Below are 14,761 nucleotides of genomic sequence, written 5' to 3'. Positions count from 1 at the left end.
TAAGGTGGCGCCATGGCCGCGACCGATCCCGACTGCCTGTTCTGCAAGATCGTCGCCGGGGAGATCCCCTCGACCGTCGTCGCCTCCGACGAGCAGACGGTCACGTTCATGGACATCAACCCGGCGACGCGCGGGCACGCGCTCGTCGTGCCGCGCACCCACGCGGCCGACGTCCTGGCGATCGATCCCGACGACCTCGCCGCGGTGGCGCGTGCCGGGCGCCAGCAGGCCCGGCGCGTCATGGAGCGCCTGGGGGCCGACGGCGTCAACCTGCTCAACTCGTGCGGGGCCGATGCGTGGCAGACGGTGTTCCACTTCCACCTGCACGTCATCCCGCGCTACCGCGACGACCCGCTGCGGCTGCCCTGGGACCCCGCGCCGGGGGATCCCGAGGAGATCGCCGGGGCCGCCGGGCAGCTGCGGGGCGAGGCATGAGCGGCGAGGTCGTGCGCCTCGAGCACGACGGACCGCTCGCGGTCCTCACGTTCGACGCGCCCCCGCTCAACCTCTTCGACGACGCCGTCTTCTCGGGCTTCCGCGACGCGATCGCCACGGTCGCCGCCGACCCGCCGCGCGGCCTGCTCATCCGCGCCGAGGGCAAGGTCGTCAGCGGCGGGGTCGACGTCGGCAAGGTCTTCGACGGGATGACGGCCGCGCGCGGCCGTGCGCTGTGGGACGAGCTGCTGGCGACGATCCACGTGCTCGAGGACCTGCCGCTGCCGACGGTCTTCGCCGCGCACGGACTGTGCCTGACGGCGGCGTTCGAGATCGCCCTGGCCTGCGACCTGCTGCTGGCGGCGCCGCGGGCGCGGTTCGGCCTCGTGGAGATCGTCGTCGGCCTCACGCCGTCGATGGGCGGCCCGCAGCGGCTGGCCGAGCGGGCGGGGCCCGCGCGCGCCAAGGAGCTCATCTACTCCGGCGAGCTGTTCGACGCGCCGACGCTCGAGCGCTGGAACGTCGTCAACCGGGTTCTCGACGGCGAGGACTTCGACGCGCAGGCCCGCGCGTTCGCGGCGCGGATCGCCGCCGGCCCGACGCGCGCCCACGCGGCGACGAAGGCGATCGTCGCCGAGCAGACCGAGCGCGGGGTCCGGGCCGCCGACGCGATCGTGGGGGAGGTCTCCGGCGCCCTGTTCGACACCGAGGACCTGCGCAACGCCGTGCGGTCGTTTCTCACCGACGGTCCCGGCCAGGCGACCTACGAGGGCCGGTAGCGGTGCGGCGCCCGCTCGTCATCCTGGGCTGCGCGGCGGCGGCGGGCGCCGGCGCGACGGTGGCCGCGCTGGCCGCCACGACGCCCAGGCCCGTCGTGACCGCCGACCCCAAGGGCGACGTCCGCGGCTCGCTGGACCTCACGCGGTTCTCGCTGGCGCGCGGCAGCGACGGGCGGCTGCGCGCCTCGCTCACGCTCGCGGTGGCCTGGAAGGACGACGCCCTGTCGGCCGACAGCGGGCCGCCCGGCTCGGTGTGCGCCAAGCTGTGGACGGTCTCCGTGCCGCCCGACGCGCCGCCGGACTACCTCGTGTGCGCGACGACCGACGACAAGGGCCACCTGCGCGGCTCGGTGCTGCGCGAACGCGCCAACAAGCTGCCCGAGCGGGTCGGCGCCGCCGTCGTCAGCCGCCCGAGCACCCGCACGGTCTCGCTGCGCTTCTCCCAGAGCGTCATCGGGCGCCCGGCGACCGTGCAGGCGGCCGCCGAGACGACGCGGCCGGGCTGCCCGCGCTCCAGCTGCATCGACACCGCCCCCGACGCCCCCGCGACGCTGACGCTCACGCTGCGCGCGACGACGACGACCACGACGACGACGACGACGACCGCGCCCTAGCCCGAGGCGTCGGACCGGGCCGCCGCGGCCCGTGCGCCGACGGGGCTGCGCACGTGCTCGAGCCCCCAGAAGGTCAGCCCGGCGACGGCCAGGCCGCCGCCCAGGGCGCTGACCGCGCCCCAGCCGCCGGCGCTCCAGGCCACCGACGCCGCGGCCGACCCGATCGCGCCCGACACGAAGTTGCCGGACATGTACGCCGTGGTGATCCGGCTGCGCGCGTCGGCCCGCAGCGTGTAGATCGTGCTCTGGTTGAGGATGTTCTGGCCCTGGATGCCCAGGTCGAGCAGCACGATGCCTGCGATGAGCGCCGCGAGCGAGTGCGGGGCGCCCACGAGCAGCGCCCAGGCGACGCCGATGGCCAGCAGCAGGCAGCCCGTCGCCGCGTGCGTGTGCCCGCGGTCGGCCAGGCGCCCGGCGCCCTGCGCCGCGCCCGCGCCGAACAGACCGGCGAGCCCGAAGAGGCCGATGGTCGCCTCGCCGTAGTGGTAGGGCGCGCCGGAGAGCAGGAACGCGATCGACGTCCAGAAGACGCTGAAGCTCGCCATCCCCAGCGCGCCGTAGACCATCCGCCGGCGCAGCAGCGGCTCCTCGGCGATGAGCCGGCCGATGGAGCGCAGCAGCGCGCCGTAACGCAGGTCGGTCGCCCGCGCCACGGTGGGAAGCGTACGGTGCAGGACGGCGGCCAGGGCGAGCATGAGCACCGCGGCCAGGACGAACACCAGGCGCCAGCCGCCGAGCTCGGCGACGAAGCCGCTGACCGTCCGGGCGAGCAGGATGCCGAGCAGCAGGCCGCTCATGACGGTCCCCACGACCGTCCCGCGCTCGTGGTCGCCGGCCAGGGTGCCCGCCAGCGGCACGAGCACCTGCGCGACGACCGACGTGACGCCGGCGATGGCCAGCGCCACGGCGAGCACGGCGAACGACGGCGCGGCCGCGGCCAGCGCCAGGCCGGCGGCGCACACGAGCAGCAGGCGTGTGACCATCGTGCGGCGGTCGAGCAGGTCGCCGAGCGGCACGAGGAGGATGAGACCGGTGGCGTAGCCGATCTGGGAGGCCGTGACGAGCAGCCCGGCCACCGCGGAGGAGACGTGCAGGTCGCGGCCGATGACGTCCAGCAGCGGCTGGGCGTAGTAGAGGTTGGCCACCGAGGCCCCGCACGCGATGGCCAGCAGCGTCACCAGCCGGCGGTCGAGCGAGGCCGGTGGTTCGATGCCCGTCGAAGTCACCCCTGCACCGTAGGGCCCCGGGGCCGCGGCGGCGTCCCGGCGGCGCCCGGATTTGCATGCACGCACCCGCAACTTCGCCGCCGGTTCGTGTTGAATGGCCCCGTATGCTCCGCTTCCGCACTGTCCTGGCGGCCGTCGTCGGCGCGGGTCTCGCCATCCCGGCGGCCGCACCGGCGACCCTCGACCCCATCCCGACGGTCGATCCGGGGGACGCGACACCGAGCTGCCCCGACAAGCCCTGCTACGCGCTGGGGCGCACCACGGGCTACCAGGCCAAGATCGGCACGAACCGCGGCCTGTACGTCGTCCAGAAGGACGGCGTGCTCGTCTCGTGGACGATCAAGCTCTCGACGCCGACCCAGAAGCAGATCGACTTCTTCGACAAGAGCCTGGGCGGCGAGTCCCAGGCGCAGATCTCCGTGATGCGGCCGGGGACCAAGCTGCACGCCCGGCTCGTCGCCTCCGGCGACGTCCAGAAGCTGCAGCCCTACTTCGGCCAGACCGTCGAGTTCCCGCTCACGACGACGATCCCCGTCAAGAAGGGCTGGATCATCGGGCTGACCGTCCCGACCTGGGCGCCGGCCCTGGCCGCCGGCCTGGGCGGCGACACGTCGTGGCGCGCCAGCCGCAACAAGGGCCAGTGCGACGACAGCCAGGCCCAGACCGCCCAGGCGGTCAACCAGATCGGCCGCTACTACTGCCTGTACCGCACCGCGCGCATCGTGTACTCCGCGCGGGTCATCTCGACGCCGTAGGGCGGGCCGGGGCGGCCCGCGCCTCCGGGATCAGCCCGGGCAGGCGCCCGGGTTCTGCGAGCAGAAGTCGCTGAAGCCGCCCGAGCTCGACGTGCTCGTGCCGGTGGTGGTCCCCCGCCGGCCCCGGTGGAGCCGGCCCCGCCGGTGCCGGTGGACCCGGTCGTGCCGCCGGTGCCGGTGGAGCCGGTCGTGCCGCCGCTGGAGGTGCCGCCCGTGGCCGCGCCGGTGCTCCCGGTGCCCGACCCGGAGGTGCCCGACGACGTCGAGCCCGTGCCGGCGCTGGAGGTGCCCGTGGCGGCCGAGGAGGACGTGCTCGGCGTGCTCGTCGAGTCGGGCGTGGAGGACGACGAGGAGCTGGTGGTCGACGTGCCGCTGCTGCCGGACCCCGTGGAGGACGGCAGGGAGGCGTTCTCGGGCGCGACGAGGTCGGGCGTCGTCCTGGGCACGACGTCGTGCAGCGTCCCGCCGCCGCCGCAGGCGGTCAGGCCGCCCGTGAGGGCGAGGGCCGCGAGGACTGCCGTGACGGGACGGCGCATGCTGCCGGACCTCAGTCGGAGTGGGCCGCGACGGGGCCCATGCGCCGCCCGCAGGTGGGGCAGTCGTTGAGGTCCTTCTGCGCGAGCTGGTCGCACCACTCGCAGAAGCGGAGGTTCTCGACCGCCCAGGGCAGCCGCGACGACGAGGGCGCCAGCGGGATGACCTTGCCGACGACCTCGAGCGTCTCGCCCGTGTCGCGGTCGCGGTAGATCTTGCCCGCGTCGGCCTCGAGGAGGATCTCGCGCCCCGTCGACGGGGTGCGCATGCGGTAGCGCTGGCGGTTGCTCACACCCGGGAGCCTACCGTGACCGTGGACGGCGCGACGCGCCACCGAGAGGCTCTCGGAAGCGACGGTTCCGCGCCCACAGCCGTCCGGAAGCGTCGAAAGGGCTTGCAAACGTCCGGTCCGTCGGAAAGGATCGCGCACTCATGCCGAGGACGAGATTGTTGGGGCGGGCCACGACGATGGCAGCGCTGCTCTGCGCGGTGCCGCTGGTGGCCGCCTGTGGTGGCGTCAAGCCGCAGCAGGCCAACGTCGTCGCCGGCAAGCAGCTGTTCGTCGCCAAGTGCGGCTCCTGCCACCAGCTGGACCGCGCCGGGACGAAGGGCAACCAGGGCCCGAACCTGGACGCCGCCTTCCAGCAGTCGCTCAAGGACGGCTTCGGCCGCGGCGCGGTCGAGGGCGTCGTCTACAAGCAGATCCTCTACCCCAACCGGCTGCCCAACGTGGCGGGCGTCAAGATGCCCGCCAAGCTCGTCAGCGGTGAGGACGCCCGCGACGTTGCCGCCTACGTCGCCTCCGCGACGGCCAAGCCGGGCAAGGACACCGGGCTGCTGGCCACCGCGGTCAAGGCCGCCGGCGGTGGGACCGCGGTGGAGAAGAACGGGACGCTGACGATCCCCGCCGACCCCGGCGGCCAGCTCGCGTTCGTCGCCAGCAAGGCCATCGGCCAGCCCGGTCCCGTCACGATCGCGATGCCGAACAAGTCCGGCACCCAGCACGACATCGTCATCGACGGGCTCGGCAAGGGCGCAGTCGTCGCCAACGGCGGGACGTCCTCGTTCAAGGCCACGCTCGAGGCCGGCAAGACGTACACGTACTACTGCTCCATCCCGGGCCACCGCCAGGCCGGCATGCAGGGCACCCTCACCGTCAAGTAGAACCTGATGGTTGCGCCCGGGATCCGGGCGCTGTGCAGGGGTTTGGCGGTGTGCGCGTGGTGCTCCGCGCGGGCGGGCGGGCGTGACCGGGCGCCGGCGGAGATCGGTGCGGGAATGGACGCTGCCGGAGCGCGGGACGCTCGGGGTCGCCGGTGGGCGTTGCGGTTTCGTGCCGGTCGGTGTCGGGTTGACGTGCGATATGCCGGTCAAGGTGTCACGGTGGGCCTCAGCATGGCCGGTCCCGGTGCCTCGGAGCCAGCGGCCCGTGAGCGCCCACCGCGGCGCGTCGGTATCCGGGGGCGTGCGCGCGCGAGCGAAGCGATGGGCGGCGATCATCCCGGACGGTCCGCCCAGCCACCCACGGCCGGCAGCTACGAGGCCCCACGGGCCCCGGGAGGTCGCCCAGGGCCCCAGATGGCCCGGGGGCGGGCCTACAGCGCGCGGACGACCAGGACCACGGCGATGACCACGGCGAACACCGCGGCCACCCACAGGAGCACGCGGAACGCCGCGGCCTCCGTGCGGAACGGCTCGAGGACGCGGTTGAGCACCGCGTTCCAGTCGCGCGGCGGCCCCGCGTCACGTCCGGCGGGGGTCACAGGACGTAGATCGTCGTGTAGACGACGACCCACATGATGTCGACGAAGTGCCAGTAGATCCCGGGGATCTCGACGCCGTGATGGTGCTCGGGCGAGTAGTGGCCCTTGAAGGCCCGGATCGTGACCATCCCGAGCAGGACGAGGCCGATCGTGACGTGCGCGCCGTGCAGGCCGGTGAGCCCGAAGAAGATCGTCGCCTGCGCGTGGTCCTGGGGCCGGAAGCCGATGTGCGCGTACTCGTTGATCTGGATGAACAGGAACGTCAGGCCGAGCAGGAACGTGGTCAGCATCCCGGCCTGGAAGCCGAAGCGATTGTTGTTCTTGATCGCGGTCTGCGCCCAGTGCAGCGTCAGCGACGAGGACAGCAGGATCGCGGTGTTGACGCCGGCCACGGCGACCGGGAGGTCCTTGCCGTCGATCGGGAACCACGTGTGGTCGGGGGTGACGACACGGATGAAGAAGTAGGCCGTGAAGAAGGCCCCGAAGACCATGACCTCGCTGATGATGAACAGCAGCATCCCCAGCAGCCCGGGCTCCACGCGGGAGCTCCGGTTGGCGGGCGGGGGACCGTGGTGGTGGTCGTCGTGCGCGTGGGTGGCGCTGATCGAGGCTGCTTCCATGGTGGCTTGGGCTCCGTCGGGCTAGGCGGCGTTCGCGGCCGCGCGGTCGGCCGTCTCGAGATGCTCGACCGGCTTGTTCGTGGCCTTGCGCACGCGCTCGATCAGGTCGGCGCGCAGCCAGCCCGAGCGGGTCGCGGGAAGGGTGGAGATCACGACGTCGTCGACGCGGAAGAACTGCAGCGCGTTCATCGTGGCCGTGTACGGATCGGGGTCGGCGACCATGCCGGCGGCGATGAGGCCCTCGGCGAGCATGCGGTCCACGACCTGGGCCATGCGGGCCCGGGCGCGCGCGGCGTGCTGGCCCTCACCGCCCTCCTGGGGGACGACGACGATGAAGAGCGTCTCGCGCTCGTGGCCCTTGGCGCGCTCCTTGAGCTTGGCGAGCAGCTCGTCGCCGCTGGCGGTCTTGGCCGCCACGACGAGGGTGACGTGGAAGGGGATGCCTTCGGCGTCGATGTCCTGGACGACATGGGTGACCGGCAGGCCGCTGGCCTGCTCGATGCGCTCCAGGAGGTCGCGGCGCAGCCAGCCCGAGACCGTGGCCGGGTAGGTCGAGACGATGATCTCGTCGGGCTGGTGCTCGGCGACGGCGTCCATCGCGGCGGCGTAGGGATCGGGGTCGCCGATGTCGCCGACCGCGTTGATGTCCTGGTCGCGCAGGAAGCGGCGGGCCAGGTCGATCCGCACCTTGGCGGCGTCGAAGACGAAGTCGTCGTAGATGATGTTGCCGTGCTTCGGCTTGTTGCGGGGCACGCACACGACGACGCGCACGTCCGGATGTCCGCCCGCGCGCTCCTTGACGACCTCGAGCAGCTTGGCGCCGGCGAGCGTCTCGTTGGCGACGACCAGGATGGTCTTCATCGGGTGTCGTTCCTTCTCACTCGGTGGTGGGCTGCGTGTGGCTGCCGGCCGGCGTGGCCTTGGCCTCGGCGGGGGCCGCGGGCCCGAAGATCCCGTGCACCGCGCCGGGGACGCCGTACTCGTACGGGCCGCCGACGACCGTCGGCACCTGGTCGAAGTTGAAGACCGGGGGCGGCGAGGACACCTGCCACTCGAGCGTGAGCGCGCGCCAGGGGTTGGACGACGCCCGTGCACCGCCGCGCCAGGACGCGACCATGTTGTAGGCGAAGATCAGCGAGCTCAGGCCGAGACCGAAGGACGCGAGCGAGATCACGAGGTTCCAGGTCGCGAACTGGTCGGCATAGTCGGCGACGCGCCGGGGCATGCCGTTGACGCCGATGATGTGCATGGGCGCGAACGTCGCGTTGAAGAAGACGAACGTCGTCCAGAAGTGGAGCTTGCCCAGGCGCTCGTCGAACATGCGGCCCGTCATCTTCGGGAACCAGTAGTAGACGCCGGCGAAGATCGTGAACAGCGAGCCGCCGAAGAGCACGTAGTGGATGTGGGCGACGATGAAGTAGGTGTCGCTGACGTGGATGTCCAGCGGCACCATCGAGAGCATCACGCCCGAGATGCCGCCGCAGGTGAACATCGTCAGGAAGCCCATCGCCCACAGCATGGGCGTGTCCAGGCGGATGACGCCTCGCCACAGCGTGGCCAGCCAGGAGAAGATCTTGATACCGGTCGGCACCGCGATGATCGCCGTGGTGATCATCATCGGGATCCGGATCCACGACTGCATGCCCGAGACGAACATGTGGTGCGCCCAGACCGTGAAGCCGAGGACCACGATCGCCAGCAGCGAGAAGGCCATCATGCGGTAGCCGAAGATGGGCTTGCGTGACTTGACGGCGAGGACCTCGCTGACGATGCCGAAGCCCGGCAGCATCATGATGTAGACGGCCGGGTGCGAGTAGAACCAGAAGACGTGCTGGTACATGAGCGGATCGCCGCCCTTGTCCGCGTCGAAGAAGTGCCAGCCCAGCGCGTAGTCCAGCAGGACGAAGAACTGCGATGCCGCGATGAACGGCGTCGCGATGACGACCAGCAACGAGGTCGAGAAGTTCGCCCACGCCAGCAGCGGCATGCGGAAGAACGACATGCCCGGCGCGCGCATCGTGATGATCGTCACGAGGAAGTTCAGCGCGGTCGCGATCGACGAGGCGCCGGCGAACTGCACCGCGATCGTGAAGAACATCTGCCCGAGCGGCGCGGTCGTCGACAGCGGCGCGTAGGCGGTCCAGCCGCTGGCGAACGAGCCGCCCGGGGCGAAGAACGAGGCCAGCATGAGGACGCCGGCGCACGGCAGGAGCCAGAACGACAGGGCGTTGAGGCGGGGGAAGGCCATGTCCGGCGCGCCGATCATCAGCGGCAGGACGAAGTTCGCCAGCCCGGCGAACACCGGGATGATGAACAGGAAGATCAAGATCGAGGCGTGGACGCTGAACAGGCCGTTGAACGTGTTGGAGTCCACGAACTGGCGCCCGGGCTGCGCGAGCTCGGCCCGCATGAGCATGGCCATGAGGCCGCCCACGAACAGGAAGAAGAACGAGTGGACGGTGTACTGGATGCCGATGACCTTGTGGTCGGTGTTCGGCCGGAAGTAGTCCTTCCAGGACGTCGCCCCGTGGCTGCTGTGGTCCTCGGGCCGCGTCGGGCGCCCGGAGGCCCAGTAGAACCAGTAGTCGAAGCAGCCCAGGCCGACGAGGAACGCCAGCGGCATCGCGATCATCCCGATGAGCAGGATGGACTCGACCTCGACGTAGTGCGTGTAGTGCCCGTGGCCGTAGGCCGAGCGGACGATCCAGCTCAACCCGAAGCTGAACACCGCGGCGGCGAAGATGAACGCCGCCGCTCGGTACCAGCCCGGCTGCCGCAGCTTCATGGTCATTTCGCCGCAACCTCCTGGAGGTACTTGACCAACGCATCCACCTCTGCCGGGCTCAGCAGCTGGCCGTAGTTGGCGGGCATGATGCCCTTGTCGAATCCGGGTGTGATCTCCGCGTTGGGGTCGAGGATCGACGTCTTGATGAACGCCGCGTCCTTGCCCTTGATCGCGGTGGTGAGGTCGGGGCCGACGCCGCCGACCGTCCCGGCGTCGGCGAGCTTGTGGCAGCCGCCGCACGCCGTGGCGCCCGTGGACGTCTCACCTTTGGTGAAGAGGGTCTTGCCGTCGACGGCGGCGGTCTGGCCGCCGCCGCCGGCGGGTGCGGCGGGCGCGGCGGCCGTGGTCATCTTGGTCACCCACGCCGCGTAGGCCGCCTTGGAGAGGACGTGCGCCGTGGAGCGCATGAAGGCGTGGCCGAGGCCGCACAGCTCGGCGCACACCACGGGGTAGCCGGCCGGGCCCGTGAGCTTGTCGGGCGTGACGCGGTAGTGCGTCGTGATGCCCGGGACGGCGTCGATCTTCATCCGCCAGGCGGGGACCCAGAAGTCGTGCAGGACGTCGTCGGTCTTGACGTTGAACTTCACCGACTCGTTGATCGGCACGTACAGCTGGGTGGAGCTGAACTTCTTGCCGCCCTCGTTGTACTGGAAGGTCCAGGCGAACTGCTGGCCCGTGGCGGTGATCTGGCGCTCGTTGCCGGCCGCAGGGGCCTTCTCGATGTCGCTCAGGGTGATCAGCGCGTAGGCGCAGAGCGCGACGAGCATCACGGCCGGGATCGTCGTCCAGACGATCTCGAGCTTCGTGTTGCCGTGGATCGGGGGCCCGTCGAGGTTCTCCTGGCCCGGGCGCATGCGGAAGTCGCGCGCCGCGAACAGCACCACGGTCGTCACGAGGACGAACACGGGGACCGAGCAGATGATCAGCACGTCCCAGAACGTGTCGATCTTGTGCGCCTGCTTGCTCCCCACGGTGGGGAACCAGTCGATGAGCAGGCCGATGGCGATCCCCACGGCGGACGCGATCAGACCGACGACGATCATCTGTCCGATCGATCGCCGGCCGCCTCGTCCTCCCAGCGGATCCGCCTCCGCCCGCGTGCTCTCCTCACCCATAGCCCGGCGATCCTACGGGTAGCGCGTGACGGAGGGCAATGACCTTCCGTGATGTACGGACGATTGTGGCGCCCTGGGGCGCCACGACTCTCGTTTAAGCGAGGTTCACGCGACCGCTTCGGAGGGCGCCGTGAGGCTGCCCTCCGGGCGCCCGAAGCGCCCGGCGGCGCGGAAGTCCGACGGCGCGACGCCGTGATGGCGCCGGAACGCCTTGGCGAATTGGGCAGGCTGGCGGTATCCGACGCGGTGCGCCACGTCGCGCACGGTCAGGCCGCGGATGCGCAGGAGCTCAGCGGCCCGGTCCATCCGCACCCCGGTGAGGTGCTCGCGGAACGTGGTGTTGCCGATCTCGCTGTAGGCACGCTGCAGCTGGCGCCGCGAGGAGGCCACGCGGCGGGCGATGTCGTCGAGGGAGAGGTCGGAGGCGAACTCGGATTCGACGATGGCGACGGCGTCGTCGAACAGGCTGGTCCGGAGGCGGATGGTGGCGGGTCGGTGCATGGCGTCAAAGGGGATACGTCGGGCGATGGCCGCCGGATCAGGTGGGGTCCCCGGTCGTTCTGGCCGCCTGGTAGATTGCGACTTTGAGACGATCGTTGCAAACATCGCGACCAGAAGAAGGGGTTGGGGCGCAATGCAGGTTCGGGACGGCATGAGCAACGTGGTCCTCACGGTGGGCCCGGGACACAGCCTCCGGGAGGCCGCGAAGCTGATGAGCGAGCGCGGCGTCGGCGCCGCCGTCGTCCTCGACGGTGATGCGGCCGGCCCGGGCATCCTCACCGAGCGCGACGTGCTCGACGCCGTGGGCGCCGGCCAGGACGTCGACGCCGAGCGCGTCGGCGACCACCTGACCAGCGACGTCGTGTTCGCCGCGCTGGACTGGTCCCTGGAGGAGGCGGCCGTGGCGATGGTGCAGGGCGGCTTCCGCCACCTCATCGTCTACGACGCGGGTGAGATCGCCGGGATCCTGTCCGTGCGCGACGTCGTGCGCTGCTGGACGGACGACGGCGCGATCTGCGAGGTGCCGGCGTCGGTCTCGGCCGACGCCTCGGCCTGATCGCGCGGCTGGGCGGCCCGGGGGGCCGCCCGCGGGCTCAGTGGCGGTCGCCGTCGTGGTGGACGGGGAGCTCGGCCATCTCATGACGCGCGTCGACGATCCAGCGGATCAGCGTCCAGAGGGCCAGGACGCCGCCCGCGATGACGAGGATGAGGCTCGTCGTGACGCCGATGAGGGCGATGGTGATGCCGACCGTGAGCAGGAGCGGCTGCAGCGAGCCGCCCGGGAGGTGGATCTCCTCGCCGACGGGCGGGAGCTCGGGGTCCAGGCCGCTCACGAGACGTAGATGGCCGCGGCCAGGAAGGTCAGGCCGAACATGACGAAGCAGACGGCGCCGGCGATGAGGCCGGTGCGGACGTTCTTGCGGGCGAGGTTGCGGTCCATACGGCGGTCGATTCTCCCAGACGCGGCTACAGCTTGACGTCCGCCACCATCGCGGCGAACAGCAGCGCGAGGTAGAGGAGCGAGAACAGGTAGAGGCTCAGCGCGGCGCGGCGGTCGGCCCGGCGCTGCAGGTTGACCGCACCGGCGACGAACAGCACGCCGAGCGCGAGCGAGGCGACGAGGTAGATGGCGCCCAGGCCGCCCGCGCAGAACGGCAGCTGCGTCACCGCGTAGAGCAGGAGGCTGTACAGCAGGATCTGGCGGCGGGTGTCGCGCTCGCCGCGCACGACCGGCAGCATGGGCACGTTGACCTTGGCGTACTCGTCCTTCATGAGCAGCGAGAGCGCCCAGAAGTGCGGCGGCGTCCAGAAGAAGACGATCGCGAAGAGGTAGATCGGCAGGCCGGTCAGGCCGCCCGTCACCGCGGCCCAGCCCACGAGCGGCGGCACGGCGCCCGCGGCACCGCCCCAGACGATGTTCTGCCAGGTGCGGCGCTTGAGCCACACCGTGTAGATCAGCGTGTAGCCCACGAAGCCCGAGGCGGCCAGGCAGGCCGCCAGGACGTTGGTCGTGAGCGTCAGCCAGACGAACGACAGCACGCCGAGCGCGATGCCGAACACCAGCGCCGTGGTGGGGGCGATGCGCCCGGCCGGGATCGGCCGCGTGGCCGTGCGCTTCATCTGGGCGTCGATGTCGCGGTCGAACCAGTGGTTGACCGCGCCCGCGCCCCCGGCCGACAGGTAGCCGCCCAGGCAGGTGGCGAGGATGAGCCCGATCGACGGCGTGCCCGCGACGAGCATCGTCGTGACCGTCGTGAGCAGCAGGAGCGACTGGACCTTGGGCTTGGTCAGCGCGACCAGGTCGACGACGACCTGGCGCGCGCCGGCGGCCGGCAGGACAGCCGTGGTGGCACGGGAGGCCTCCATGGTGCAGCGAGCCTACCGGCTAGGCGTCGGCGCCGGGGTGGGCCGCCATGCGGCCGGCCTCGACCGGCGTGGGCTGGGCGGAGGACACCACGCCGCCGGTCTGGGCCAGCACCTGGCGCCGGATGTCCTTCATCGGCTCCACGGAGCGGATGCGGGGCACGGTGTCGAAGTTGTTGACCGGGGGCGGCGAGCTGGTGAACCACTCCAGCGTGTTGGCCTTCCACGGGTCGGGCCCGGCGATCGCGCCACGCTTGACCGAGATCAGCACGTTGATCACCGTGACCAGGATGCCCAGGCCGAGGATGAAGGCGCCGACCGTGGAGATCATGTTCAGCACGGCCAGGTCCCGGATGTCGGGGTACTCGTAGACGCGGCGGGGCATCCCCTCGAGGCCGGCGGAGTGCTGCACGAGGAACGTCACGTGGAACCCGACGAGCATGAGCCAGAAGCTCGTCTTGCCCAGGCCCTCGCCCAACATCCGGCCCGACATCTTCGGGAACCAGTAGTAGAGCCCCGCGAAGACCGCGAACACCGCGCCGCCCATGAGCACGTAGTGGAAGTGGGCGACGACGAAGTAGGTGTCGGTCAGCTGCCAGTCGACGGGGAAGATCGCGACGAAGATGCCCGTGATGCCGCCGATGAGGAACGTGCCGATGAACCCGACGGCGAACAGCAGCGGCGTCTTGTACTCGATCGTCCCGCGCCAGAGCGTCGCGATCCAGTTGAAGATCTTGACACCCGTCGGCACCGCGATGAGGAACGAGCTCATCATGAAGAAGATGAGCACGAGCGACGGGCTCGGCGTCGCGAACATGTGGTGGGCCCAGACGAGCAGGCCGAGGAAGGCGATGACCACGGTCGACGCGGCGATCGCCTTGTAGCCGAAGACCGGCTTGCGGGCGAACACCGGCAGCACCTCGGAGATGATCCCGAAGCCCGGCAGGACCATGATGTAGACCTCGGGGTGGCCGAAGAACCAGAACAGGTGTTGCCACAGCAGTGGCGAGCCCCCGTTGCCCGGGTCGTAGAAGTGGGTGCCGAAGTGGCGGTCGGTCAGCAGCAGCGTCACGGCGCCGGCGATCACCGGCAGCGCCAGGATCAGCAGGACGGCGTAGGTCAGGATCGCCCAGACGAACAGCGGCAGGCGGCCCCAGCCCATGCCGGGCGCGCGCATGTTGGCGATCGTGGCGTAGAAGTTGATCGCGCCGACCAGCGACGACAGGCCGGTGAGGTGGATGAGGAAGATCCACGCGTCGACGCCGCCCGAGGGCAGGTAGTCGTTGTCGCTCAGCGGCGAGTAGCACGTCCAGCCGCACTCGGGCGGGCTGAAGAACAGCGAGCCGTAGAAGACCAGGCCGCCGGCCACCAGGAGCCAGAACGACAGGGCGTTGAGCTTCGGGAACGCCATGTCGCGCGCGCCGATCATCAGCGGCACGAAGTAGTTGCCGAAGCCCGCCATGACGGGCACGACGAACAGGAAGACCATCGTCGTCCCGTGCATCGTGAACAGCTCGTTGTACGTCTGCGGCGTCAGCAGGTCGTTGTTGGGGACCGAGAGCTGCAGGCGGATGAGCAGGGCCTCGATGCCGCCCAGCAGGAAGAAGGCGAACGTCAGGACCAGGTACATGATCCCGATGCGCTTGTGGTCGGTCGTGGTGACCCACGACACCCAGCCCTTGGGCTCGGGATCGACCCGGCGCGCGACGACCTGGGGGATCGGCGCGGTGGAGGCGGTGGCGGGAGCTTCGACGGTGGCAGCCATGCGGTC

18 protein-coding genes are annotated in these 14,761 nt (G+C 70.9%); 7 read left to right on the top strand and 11 right to left on the bottom strand.

All coding sequences use genetic code 11. The features are described from left to right. Nucleotides 1–12 precede the first annotated feature (12 nt). Genes FSW04_RS21700 through FSW04_RS21690 form a run of 3 tightly spaced genes read left to right on the top strand, consistent with a single transcriptional unit; the run spans nucleotide 13 to nucleotide 1,828 of the window. A complete protein-coding gene (locus FSW04_RS21700; RefSeq protein ID WP_146922286.1) occupies nucleotides 13–435 on the top strand; it encodes an HIT family protein in 423 nt (140 codons plus the stop codon). Next, the gene (locus FSW04_RS21695; RefSeq protein WP_146922285.1) at nucleotides 432–1,214 is read left to right on the top strand and encodes an enoyl-CoA hydratase/isomerase family protein; all 783 of its coding nucleotides are present in this window, start codon (nucleotides 432–434) and stop codon (nucleotides 1,212–1,214) included. Before FSW04_RS21700 ends, FSW04_RS21695 begins: the two co-directional genes overlap by 4 nt. Before the next feature lie 2 nt (nucleotides 1,215–1,216). Further along, complete coding sequence (locus FSW04_RS21690) at nucleotides 1,217–1,828, top strand: hypothetical protein (RefSeq protein WP_146922284.1); 612 nt, start codon at nucleotides 1,217–1,219, stop codon at nucleotides 1,826–1,828. Here the strand turns inward: FSW04_RS21690 and FSW04_RS21685 are convergent. Then, nucleotides 1,825–3,054, bottom strand: a complete 1,230-nt coding sequence (locus FSW04_RS21685; protein WP_146922283.1) for an MFS transporter — start codon at nucleotides 3,052–3,054, stop codon at nucleotides 1,825–1,827. The genes FSW04_RS21690 and FSW04_RS21685 overlap by 4 nt on opposite strands. A 104-nt stretch (nucleotides 3,055–3,158) precedes the next feature. Between FSW04_RS21685 and FSW04_RS21680 the strand changes: the two genes are divergently transcribed. Together FSW04_RS21680 and FSW04_RS21675 are read left to right on the top strand one after the other, a co-directional pair. Next, nucleotides 3,159–3,809, top strand: coding sequence for a hypothetical protein (locus FSW04_RS21680; RefSeq protein WP_146922282.1), 651 nt, complete (start codon nucleotides 3,159–3,161; stop codon nucleotides 3,807–3,809). A gap of 144 nt (nucleotides 3,810–3,953) precedes the next feature. Beyond that, entirely contained in the window at nucleotides 3,954–4,415 is a 462-nt protein-coding gene (locus FSW04_RS21675) for a hypothetical protein (RefSeq protein WP_146922281.1), read from the top strand. On the opposite strand, the gene FSW04_RS21670 is transcribed toward FSW04_RS21675, so the two are convergent. Next, nucleotides 4,357–4,635: a hypothetical protein gene (locus FSW04_RS21670; protein ID WP_228430634.1), complete on the bottom strand. Its 279-nt coding sequence runs from the start codon at nucleotides 4,633–4,635 to the stop codon at nucleotides 4,357–4,359. The two genes, FSW04_RS21675 and FSW04_RS21670, sit on opposite strands and share 59 nt — an antisense overlap. 140 nt (nucleotides 4,636–4,775) lie before the next feature. Between FSW04_RS21670 and FSW04_RS21665 the strand changes: the two genes are divergently transcribed. Continuing rightward, a complete protein-coding gene (locus FSW04_RS21665) occupies nucleotides 4,776–5,507 on the top strand; it encodes a c-type cytochrome (protein ID WP_146922280.1) in 732 nt (243 codons plus the stop codon). 431 nt (nucleotides 5,508–5,938) lie between these two features. On the opposite strand, the gene FSW04_RS26485 is transcribed toward FSW04_RS21665, so the two are convergent. The 6 genes from FSW04_RS26485 to FSW04_RS21640 all read right to left on the bottom strand — a co-directional run bounded on the left by FSW04_RS26485 (nucleotide 5,939) and on the right by FSW04_RS21640 (nucleotide 11,127). Beyond that, a complete protein-coding gene (locus FSW04_RS26485; RefSeq protein WP_187369001.1) occupies nucleotides 5,939–6,106 on the bottom strand; it encodes a hypothetical protein in 168 nt (55 codons plus the stop codon). Continuing rightward, nucleotides 6,103–6,726 carry a cytochrome c oxidase subunit 3 gene (locus tag FSW04_RS21660; RefSeq protein ID WP_146922279.1) on the bottom strand — a complete coding sequence of 208 codons (624 nt, stop codon included), beginning with the start codon at nucleotides 6,724–6,726 and terminating at the stop codon, nucleotides 6,103–6,105. Before FSW04_RS21660 ends, FSW04_RS26485 begins: the two co-directional genes overlap by 4 nt. 21 nt (nucleotides 6,727–6,747) lie before the next feature. Next, entirely contained in the window at nucleotides 6,748–7,587 is an 840-nt protein-coding gene (locus FSW04_RS21655; RefSeq protein ID WP_146922278.1) for a hypothetical protein, read from the bottom strand. Between the two features lie 16 nt (nucleotides 7,588–7,603). After that, nucleotides 7,604–9,511: a cytochrome c oxidase subunit I gene (ctaD, locus tag FSW04_RS21650; RefSeq protein ID WP_228430633.1), complete on the bottom strand. Its 1,908-nt coding sequence runs from the start codon at nucleotides 9,509–9,511 to the stop codon at nucleotides 7,604–7,606. Nucleotides 9,512–9,513: 2 nt separating this feature from the next. Then, nucleotides 9,514–10,554 carry a cytochrome c oxidase subunit II gene (gene coxB, locus FSW04_RS21645; protein ID WP_187369000.1) on the bottom strand — a complete coding sequence of 347 codons (1,041 nt, stop codon included), beginning with the start codon at nucleotides 10,552–10,554 and terminating at the stop codon, nucleotides 9,514–9,516. 177 nt (nucleotides 10,555–10,731) lie between these two features. Continuing rightward, nucleotides 10,732–11,127: a helix-turn-helix transcriptional regulator gene (locus FSW04_RS21640; protein ID WP_146922275.1), complete on the bottom strand. Its 396-nt coding sequence runs from the start codon at nucleotides 11,125–11,127 to the stop codon at nucleotides 10,732–10,734. Nucleotides 11,128–11,260: 133 nt separating this feature from the next. Between FSW04_RS21640 and FSW04_RS21635 the strand changes: the two genes are divergently transcribed. Further along, nucleotides 11,261–11,683, top strand: a complete 423-nt coding sequence (locus FSW04_RS21635; protein ID WP_146922274.1) for a CBS domain-containing protein — start codon at nucleotides 11,261–11,263, stop codon at nucleotides 11,681–11,683. A 37-nt stretch (nucleotides 11,684–11,720) separates the two neighbouring features. On the opposite strand, the gene FSW04_RS21630 is transcribed toward FSW04_RS21635, so the two are convergent. The 3 genes from FSW04_RS21630 to ctaD (FSW04_RS21620) form a co-directional block, all read right to left on the bottom strand. Continuing rightward, nucleotides 11,721–11,960 (bottom strand): hypothetical protein, encoded by a 240-nt coding sequence (locus tag FSW04_RS21630; RefSeq protein WP_146922273.1) that lies wholly within the window; start codon nucleotides 11,958–11,960, stop codon nucleotides 11,721–11,723. Between the two features lie 133 nt (nucleotides 11,961–12,093). After that, the gene (locus tag FSW04_RS21625; RefSeq protein ID WP_146922272.1) at nucleotides 12,094–12,993 is read right to left on the bottom strand and encodes a heme o synthase; all 900 of its coding nucleotides are present in this window, start codon (nucleotides 12,991–12,993) and stop codon (nucleotides 12,094–12,096) included. 19 nt (nucleotides 12,994–13,012) lie between these two features. Further along, nucleotides 13,013–14,755 (bottom strand): cytochrome c oxidase subunit I, encoded by a 1,743-nt coding sequence (gene ctaD, locus FSW04_RS21620; protein ID WP_146922271.1) that lies wholly within the window; start codon nucleotides 14,753–14,755, stop codon nucleotides 13,013–13,015. Nucleotides 14,756–14,761 lie beyond the last annotated feature (6 nt).

Source organism: Baekduia soli, from assembly GCF_007970665.1.
Taxonomy (GTDB): domain Bacteria; phylum Actinomycetota; class Thermoleophilia; order Solirubrobacterales; family Solirubrobacteraceae; genus Baekduia; species Baekduia soli.
This window is presented reverse-complemented; position numbering and strand designations above follow the sequence as displayed.

Excerpts from the sequence above, each read along its gene's own strand:
- FSW04_RS21695 (WP_146922285.1), top strand. The coding sequence starts at position 432 with ATGAGCGGCGAGGTCGTGCGCCTCGAGCACGACGGACCGCTCGCGGTC.
- FSW04_RS21680 (WP_146922282.1), top strand. The coding sequence starts at position 3,159 with ATGCTCCGCTTCCGCACTGTCCTGGCGGCCGTCGTCGGCGCGGGTCTC.
- FSW04_RS21700 (WP_146922286.1), top strand. The coding sequence starts at position 13 with ATGGCCGCGACCGATCCCGACTGCCTGTTCTGCAAGATCGTCGCCGGG.
- FSW04_RS21655 (WP_146922278.1), bottom strand. The coding sequence starts at position 7,587 with ATGAAGACCATCCTGGTCGTCGCCAACGAGACGCTCGCCGGCGCCAAG.
- ctaD (WP_146922271.1), bottom strand. The coding sequence starts at position 14,755 with ATGGCTGCCACCGTCGAAGCTCCCGCCACCGCCTCCACCGCGCCGATC.
- FSW04_RS21625 (WP_146922272.1), bottom strand. The coding sequence starts at position 12,993 with ATGGAGGCCTCCCGTGCCACCACGGCTGTCCTGCCGGCCGCCGGCGCG.
- coxB (WP_187369000.1), bottom strand. The coding sequence starts at position 10,554 with ATGATCGTCGTCGGTCTGATCGCGTCCGCCGTGGGGATCGCCATCGGC.
- FSW04_RS21665 (WP_146922280.1), top strand. The coding sequence starts at position 4,776 with ATGCCGAGGACGAGATTGTTGGGGCGGGCCACGACGATGGCAGCGCTG.
- FSW04_RS21635 (WP_146922274.1), top strand. The coding sequence starts at position 11,261 with ATGCAGGTTCGGGACGGCATGAGCAACGTGGTCCTCACGGTGGGCCCG.
- FSW04_RS21660 (WP_146922279.1), bottom strand. The coding sequence starts at position 6,726 with ATGGAAGCAGCCTCGATCAGCGCCACCCACGCGCACGACGACCACCAC.
- ctaD (WP_228430633.1), bottom strand. The coding sequence starts at position 9,511 with ATGAAGCTGCGGCAGCCGGGCTGGTACCGAGCGGCGGCGTTCATCTTC.
- FSW04_RS21640 (WP_146922275.1), bottom strand. The coding sequence starts at position 11,127 with ATGCACCGACCCGCCACCATCCGCCTCCGGACCAGCCTGTTCGACGAC.